We start from the raw sequence: 7,426 nt of genomic DNA, 5'->3' as shown, positions 1-7,426 counted from the left end.
GTTATAGGAATTGAAATTAGGATAAAACTAATAAAAAGAATGAATTTGAGTTGAGGTTATTTATGAAGAAAATGTCGTTATATCAAGCCACCATTATTGTTTTGTCTTTTGTTGTCATCATTATGACGCTGTTACAATTAACTCTCTCATTAACGCCTCAAATTGATGCGCTTTTTAATACATTAGATGTTTTAATTTGGCTATTTTTTTTCGTTGATTATCTGGTGAGACTTGGAGTCAGTAAAGATAAGAAACAGTTTTTTTTATCTCATAAGATAGATTTAATTGTCATCATTCCCTTTTTCTCCATTTATCGCTTATTTCGGCTCGCTCGAGTGGCAGAATTATTACCTTTGTTAAGATTTACAAAGGTGGTAAAGGTCACAGTCATGTTAACGACAGCTTTTAAACAAATCAGTCAATTTTTTAAAACGAATAATCTTCATTATGTGTCCTTAGCCACTCTTGTCATTGTATTGTTAGGCGCTGGTGGGATCTCACTCGTTGAAGGATTTTCATTTAAAGATTCATTATGGTGGAGCATTGTTACGTTAACGACGGTGGGATATGGTGATATCGTACCTAAAACGGGAATCGGACGTCTCATTGCTTCTGTTGTCATGTTAACTGGGATTGGCTTTTTAGGAGCTTTAACGGGGACGATTTCAACCTATTTTTTAAATAAAAGCCATGATGTCTATCGTCCTAAAATTGTAGATGAGATGATTGAAAAATTGAATCATTTTGATGAATTGAGCTTTGAGGAATTTCAACAAATTATTTCTGTCTTAACCCTTATAAAAAAAGGTCAGGAGGAAATACAAGAAGAACGTGTGAAAGTTATTGAGAAAAAAGAGGAAGAGTAACCTAAGGTGTGATATGATAGTAGACTGTAAAGGAGAGAGAAAATGAATCAACCTAAAATCATTAATATTCAGGAAAGACTTCGCTTATATACGCCGGATAAATCAGAGTGGGATCACGCACTGCCTTGGTATCAAAATGAGAAAGTGATGTATTTATCAGAAGGAATTAGCAATCGAGTTTATGGGCTAGATGAAATTTATAATATGTATGAATTTTTAAGCACTAGAGGAGAACTTTATTTCATTCAAGTTCGTGAAAATCAGGATTGGGTCTCGATTGGAGATGTCACGTTGTGGGAAGAGAATCTACCTATTGCCATCGGTGTTGAGGCATATTGGCAACAAGGAATTGGAAAGCAGGTGATTAAAACCCTATTAAAGCGCGCTAAAGAGAAAGGGATGCAAAAAATATCTGTGCCTGCCATTTTTCACTATAATACGAGTTCACAACGGCTTTTTGAGTCGCTAGGGTTTAAAAAAGTTGGAGAAAATTCAACTGAAAAGTCATATGAAAAAATCATTAGGTAATCTTAGGAATCTTAATTGACACTCAAACATACATTTTCTATAATAAGATTATTAATTAGATAATTAACTAATTATTGGGGGATGGTATAATGGTTAGTACATCATCATTCATCATGATGGGGATAACGTGTTTTGTTTGTTTTATAGTACCACTTGTTTTAATTTGGTGGCTAAGAAAGAGATATCAAGCTTCTATTACAAGTTTTTTAACCGGAATGATTGCATTTGTCGTTGCAGTTCAGGTGATTGAAGCACCGATCAATTATTATTTCTTAGTCGTAAATGGAAACACGTCAAGTTGGTTAACTCAGCCTGTTATTTATAGTTTATATGGGGGATTAATGGCTGGTATTTTTGAGGAAACAGCTCGTTATCTTTGTTTTAGGTTTTGTTTAAAAAAACAAACAAGACTTCAAGATAGTTTGAGCTATGGCGTTGGCCATGGCGGAATAGAAGCGATGCTAATTGTCGGGACAACGTATATTAGTAATATCGTTATCTCTTTGTTTATTAATCATGGATTAATTGAAAATTTGGGGTTTAGTACAGCACTTGAGCAATCCATAACCGAACAATTAACGATGGTGTCGCCCATTATATTTGGGGTGGCAGGCTATGAACGTTTGATGACGCTCATCATCCAAATTGGATTATCGGTTCTTGTGTTTAAAGCCGTTCGTGAACGTAAAATCAAGTATTATCTTTTCGCTATTTTATTACATGCCTCGTTAGATTTGCCAGCGGCGCTTTATCAACTTGGAAAAGTTAATTTAATTGCAACCGAAGGACTCGTCACGCTCTTTGCCATTGGATTCTTAGTGTTTATTTTCAGACAAATAAAGCGATATAAAGAAGATTTATCTATTCCTGAGGATCAAGAATTACAAAAGTATCAAAAAGCTGGGTATTAGTAACATAAGGAGGTAAGTTAGTGAATAAGGTTTTTCAAGCACTCGCGGATCCCACTCGTCGTACGATTTTAAAAAAATTGAACAAGGGTGAGATGACAGCGGGGCAAATTGCAGAATGTTTTGACATGAGTAAGCCTTCTATTACTCATCACTTAAACATCTTAAAAAATGCGGATTTAGTACAAAGTGAAAAAAGAGGGCAATTCGTTGTCTATACGTTAAATACAACCGTGGTTCAAGATGTGATTGGGTGGTTTTATGAGTTTATGTATCGAGGAGGGAATCATGAAAATTAATAAATTTTTAGTCAGTGTGATAGGATTGACACTCGTCGCAACACTCATCGCTTATCCTGTTTTACCACAGCAAATTCCAACGCACTGGAACATCAATGGTGATGTGGATGGTTACAGCCCTAGATGGATGGCTATTGTTCTAGCTTGTCTTCCTGCTTTCATGTATGGGTTATTTTGGCTTATGCCAAAAATTGATCCAAAGCAAAAATCTTTTTCTAAATTTACAAAAGCATATGAACGTGTGATGTTAATCTTAATCTTATTTATGGTTGTCTTACAAATCATGACTTTTCTTGTTGCTTTAGGAGTTGAACTGCCCATTGATTTGATTGTTAAGATTGGAATTTCGATTTTATTTATTGTCATGGGGAATTATTTAGGACAAGTGAAACCGAATTATACGTTTGGCATTCGTACGCCATGGACTTTAGCAAGTGATGAGGTTTGGACTAAAACGCATCGTATGAGTTCTTATTTAATCGTTGTGAGTGGCGTTTTAATGCTTTTCTGTGCTTTTGTATCAGGTATAGTAGGAATGAGCTTATATCTGGCTTGTATTTTTATTCCAATCATTTTTTCAATGGGATACTCATATTATCTATATCATTGTCAATCGAATAAAAAAGATGGAATTTCTTAAGAAATTCCATCTTTTTTTTACAAGTTTTCCGTTGAAGTTATGCTATTTTTAGATTGAATAAAATCCAAAATTTATGACATAATAAGGTACATGATTAATGACAAAAAGGTGGGGAATGGATTGGATATATATACAGTTTTAGATTACTTTTCGACTTATGGTTTATATTTTTTATTTATCATTGTGTTTCTCGAGTATATGAATTTACCTGGACTACCAGCTGGAATTATTATGCCTGCCGCTGGGATTTTAATTGCAAGCAGTGACATGAACTTCATGACCGCCTTAATTGTTTCGATTATGGCGGGCTTATTAGGAAGCTATGTCTTATATTTTATTGGTTATTTTTTAGGGAAACCCATTTTAGATAAATTTTATCAAAAGTTTGTCAATTTACAACCGTCTATTGATAAGGCGATAGGGTATACGGATCGCCATGGAAATAAAGGGGTATTTATTGCCAGGCTTATTCCTGTTGCTAGAACATTGATTTCATTAACAGTGGGAACGCTTCGAATGAACTTCGTCTCATTTAGTCTTTATTCAATAGCAGGGATTGCCATATGGAATATTGTGTTTATCTATGCAGGCTATGCATTTGGTTATTTATTTTTAAAATAATAATAAAGGGGGATTTTTTTAGTTGGAGGATGCAATATGATCGCGTTTCTTTTAATTATAATCAGACTAATTAATCTCTTTTTAATTGGGAATTTAATATTTTATAAACGAAAAGAACCTTCTTTATTATTGGCTTGGATACTCGTTTTAGTTTTTATTCCGGTCATTGGGTTTATTTTTTATCTACTTTTTGAAAGAACACCAAAAGTGTCAAAGAAAGTGAATCTAGTTGATACCATTGAAGAAAATGTGAGTGATTTACATTATGAATCAAACGTTGATGAACCTATCAGGTCCATTATGCGGTATAATCGTCAATTTAATCAAGCGAAGTTAACACGATATAATGATTTGACGTTTTATTCTGAAGGGGAATCAAAGTATAAGCAACTGTATTTAGATATCAGTCAAGCCACGACATCTATTCATTTTCTATATTTTATTATTCGTCAAGATGAACTCGGAACTGAATTTGTCAATTTATTAGCAAAAAAGGCACACGAAGGGGTAGAAGTACGCGTTATTTATGATGGGGCGGGATGCTTTGGAACACCGATGCATTTTTTTGATCCAATTATTCGAGCAGGCGGAAAGGTCTATAATTTTCACCCTGCTAAAATACGTTTAGTTGGATTAAATTATAATTATCGTAATCATCGTAAAATTGTGGTGATTGATGGTAAAATAGGTTATATGGGAGGAATGAATATTGGAAAAGAATATATGTCTTTAGATCCGAAATATTCTCCTTGGCGAGATGCTCATTTGCGAATCATAGGTGAATCCGTTCGTTTTTTACAGCTCCGTTTTTTACGTGATTATTTCATGGTTTGTGATGATGTTGAAGAAGAAAATCAGATTAAAACAAAATTCAAGAATTATTTCTCATCTCATAGGGGTGAGAAAGAGTGTGAAATGCAAATTGTGAGTGATGGACCCGATACGAGTACGGATGATATTAAATCAGGGATGGTAAAAATGATTCAAACAGCCATGAAGTCGATTCAAATTCAAACCCCTTATTTTATACCGGATAATTTATTTCTCGAGACGTTAAAAATGGCTGCTTATTCAGGCGTTAAGGTAGAGGTGATGATTCCAACGATTGCGGATCATCACTACGTTTATCGAACGACTACTTCATTTATTAAAGAGTTACGGGAAGCAGGAATTACCGTCTATTTATATAAAGGGTTTTTACATTCAAAAATTATGACAGTTGATGGCAAAGTTAGTTGTATTGGTTCAACTAATATGGATCAAAGAAGTTTTAAAATTAATTATGAAATTAGTGCTTTTGTTTATAATGAAACGTTTACAGAGCAGTTAAATCATCAATTTAATAAAGATTTGGAGAATTGTTTAATAGTGGATGACTCATACGAATTAAATAAGCGATGGTGGGTAAGAATGGAAGAAAGTATTTATCGCGTCATCTCGATGATTTTATAAAGGACAGGGAAAGGGTGTGTGAAAGACTTATGATGCTGTTAGCCTTACTACTGTTTGGGATAGGATTTTTATATTTCGAATTAGAAACGTTAAAAGTAAGTACGTTCTATCTTAAAACAGAGAAACTCAAGCATAAAATAAAAATTGTTCACTTATCCGATTTGCATTCTAAAGAATTCGGAGTTAATAATGAGCGACTGATTAAAAAAGTCCGGGAACTTAAACCGGATTTAATTGTGACAACAGGGGATATGATTAGTTCAACAGATCATAATGGGGATGCCTTTTTATCAGTTGCAGCGGCATTAAGTGATCAAATTCCAATGTATTATATCGAAGGAAATCATGAATTAACAGCACGCTATGATACGCTCAATCTAGAAAATGGGTGGTATGAGACTTATTTAAATGATTTAAGAGCATTGGGAGTGCATGTCTTGAAAAATGACACGAATCTGATTCAACTACAAGATGTAAAGTTACATATTCAAGGATTAACCGTTCCATTGGCTCATTATTGTGCCGTCCCAGAAAAAATTTCAGCAATTGATGATATTCATCCTATTAAAAAGGTTTCTGATGTGCTAGAGCCCACATCACCGCATCATTATAATATTCTACTTGCGCATAACCCATTTTTAATTCCGATCTATCTTGAACATGAAGTTGATTTAATTTGTTGCGGACATGTTCATGGAGGCGCTGTAAGACTACCTTTTATCGGAGGGATTCTATCCCCTGAACGCAAATTGTTTCCTAAATATAGTGGGGGACATTATCGATTTAATTCGTCAAATCTGATTGTAAGTCGAGGGTTAGGAAGACTTCGTTTGTTTAATCGACCAGATGTGGTGATGATTGAGATCAATCCTGAATAAGTCGAGAGAATATAAATGAGAAAAGTGAAACTTTGCCCTTATTTCTGATAGACATGGAAATATGCCTTCTCTTAAGGTCGTCTTGCATGATATTGAACAAAAACCCATTTTTTGTTTGGTGATATGATTGGAAAAGGGTCACAATCAAAGGAAGTGGTTGATCTCTATTTAAAAAAGTGCCAAGTTATTGCAAAAGGAAATTGGGAAGATTTTATTTTGGTAATACCGACATGCATTCGGTGGGAGACGATTAGAAATATTGAGAACGCTTCGAGAAGTTACTGGATTTGACTTAAGCGGACGGTATATTCGTTTATTTCATGCTAATCCTCGTGAGTTATAGTGCGGTATTCAGGGTGATTATTTACAATATTTACGCGACGAAAGAGTGTTATTTAATGTCAGAAGTGTTGGAAATTCTTTCGATTTAATCCCAATGGCCGCCTATGTTATCTTAGAGGGAATTTTAAATTCCCAACAAGAAGCAGACTTTTCTATTCAGTTTTATTGACTTAAATACGATATTGAATCGGCAATTGAGCTAGCAAATGAGTCAAAATACCAGATAAAGAAGTTAATATTCATGAACTTAAAACCGGTTTATATGGACGATAAAAGCAGAGTGATTCTGCTTTTTTTTGTTGTCTGTTTTTTAATTTCTAAATATTATCTGATAAAGAAGAAGTTGGCACACAATAATCGACAAAAAATGCTCAAACTAATTTTGTCGGTTGTGTAAGAATTATTTGAAGAAGGTGTTTTTTTGTGAAAAAAGTAATCTCAATTTTTACAGCCTGTATGCTTGTTGGCCTAGGTGGCATAAATGGACAAGCTGCTGAAAAAAATGATGACGTCATTTCAGTATCACAGCAATTAACAGAAGATCAAAAGGCTGAAATGGCTAAACATGAACAAAAATTTAAAGAAGCTCAAGCAAAATTTGATGCGTTAACTGCAGATCAGAAAAAAGAAATCTACGACTTATTTGATAAAGTGAATGTGGCTAAAGTCAAGTTATTAGATAAATACGTTGAATATGGAATTATTTCAAAAGATGAAGCACAAGCTATGCAAAAATATATGGCTGAATTTTCAGAAAAAGCTCGTAATGAACAAATGTTTATTGGGGTAGCTGGGCCTCGAGGACCAAAAGCCCCTAAACCAGAATCTGAGACAAAAGAAGAATCTAAAACTTCTAAAACACAAAACGCTTCAACTGAAAAAGGCGAAGTAG

At 34.1% G+C, this 7,426-nt stretch carries 9 protein-coding genes; all 9 read left to right on the top strand.

Annotation, left to right across the window (positions count from 1 at the left end; translation table 11 throughout):
- Positions 1 to 62: 62 nt before the first annotated feature.
- A complete protein-coding gene (locus HMPREF9402_RS10820) occupies positions 63 to 866 on the top strand; it encodes a potassium channel family protein (RefSeq protein WP_009607372.1) in 804 nt (267 codons plus the stop codon).
- Positions 867 to 908: 42 nt separating this feature from the next.
- Entirely contained in the window at positions 909 to 1,394 is a 486-nt protein-coding gene (locus tag HMPREF9402_RS10815; RefSeq protein WP_009607369.1) for a GNAT family N-acetyltransferase, read from the top strand.
- Positions 1,395 to 1,483: 89 nt separating this feature from the next.
- The gene (locus HMPREF9402_RS10810) at positions 1,484 to 2,305 is read left to right on the top strand and encodes a YhfC family intramembrane metalloprotease (RefSeq protein ID WP_006784900.1); all 822 of its coding nucleotides are present in this window, start codon (positions 1,484 to 1,486) and stop codon (positions 2,303 to 2,305) included.
- 20 nt (positions 2,306 to 2,325) lie between these two features.
- Positions 2,326 to 2,601 carry an autorepressor SdpR family transcription factor gene (locus HMPREF9402_RS10805; protein WP_006784901.1) on the top strand — a complete coding sequence of 92 codons (276 nt, stop codon included), beginning with the start codon at positions 2,326 to 2,328 and terminating at the stop codon, positions 2,599 to 2,601.
- On the top strand, positions 2,591 to 3,241 hold the full coding sequence (locus HMPREF9402_RS10800; RefSeq protein WP_009607368.1) for an SdpI family protein: 651 nt from the start codon (positions 2,591 to 2,593) through the stop codon (positions 3,239 to 3,241). The genes HMPREF9402_RS10805 and HMPREF9402_RS10800 overlap by 11 nt, the downstream gene beginning before the upstream one ends.
- Positions 3,242 to 3,361: 120 nt before the next feature.
- Positions 3,362 to 3,862, top strand: a complete 501-nt coding sequence (locus tag HMPREF9402_RS10795) for a DedA family protein (protein ID WP_009607367.1) — start codon at positions 3,362 to 3,364, stop codon at positions 3,860 to 3,862.
- A 36-nt stretch (positions 3,863 to 3,898) separates the two neighbouring features.
- Complete coding sequence (cls, locus tag HMPREF9402_RS10790) at positions 3,899 to 5,314, top strand: cardiolipin synthase (RefSeq protein ID WP_009607370.1); 1,416 nt, start codon at positions 3,899 to 3,901, stop codon at positions 5,312 to 5,314.
- Positions 5,315 to 5,328: 14 nt separating this feature from the next.
- Positions 5,329 to 6,192: a metallophosphoesterase gene (locus HMPREF9402_RS10785; protein WP_237701272.1), complete on the top strand. Its 864-nt coding sequence runs from the start codon at positions 5,329 to 5,331 to the stop codon at positions 6,190 to 6,192.
- A 765-nt stretch (positions 6,193 to 6,957) separates the two neighbouring features.
- The coding region (locus HMPREF9402_RS10780) for a DUF2680 domain-containing protein (RefSeq protein ID WP_009607373.1) at positions 6,958 to 7,426 on the top strand (469 nt) is incomplete at its 3' end.

This window comes from Turicibacter sp. HGF1 (genome assembly GCF_000191865.1).
Classification (GTDB): domain Bacteria; phylum Bacillota_I; class Bacilli_A; order MOL361; family Turicibacteraceae; genus Turicibacter; species Turicibacter sanguinis.
This window is presented reverse-complemented; position numbering and strand designations above follow the sequence as displayed.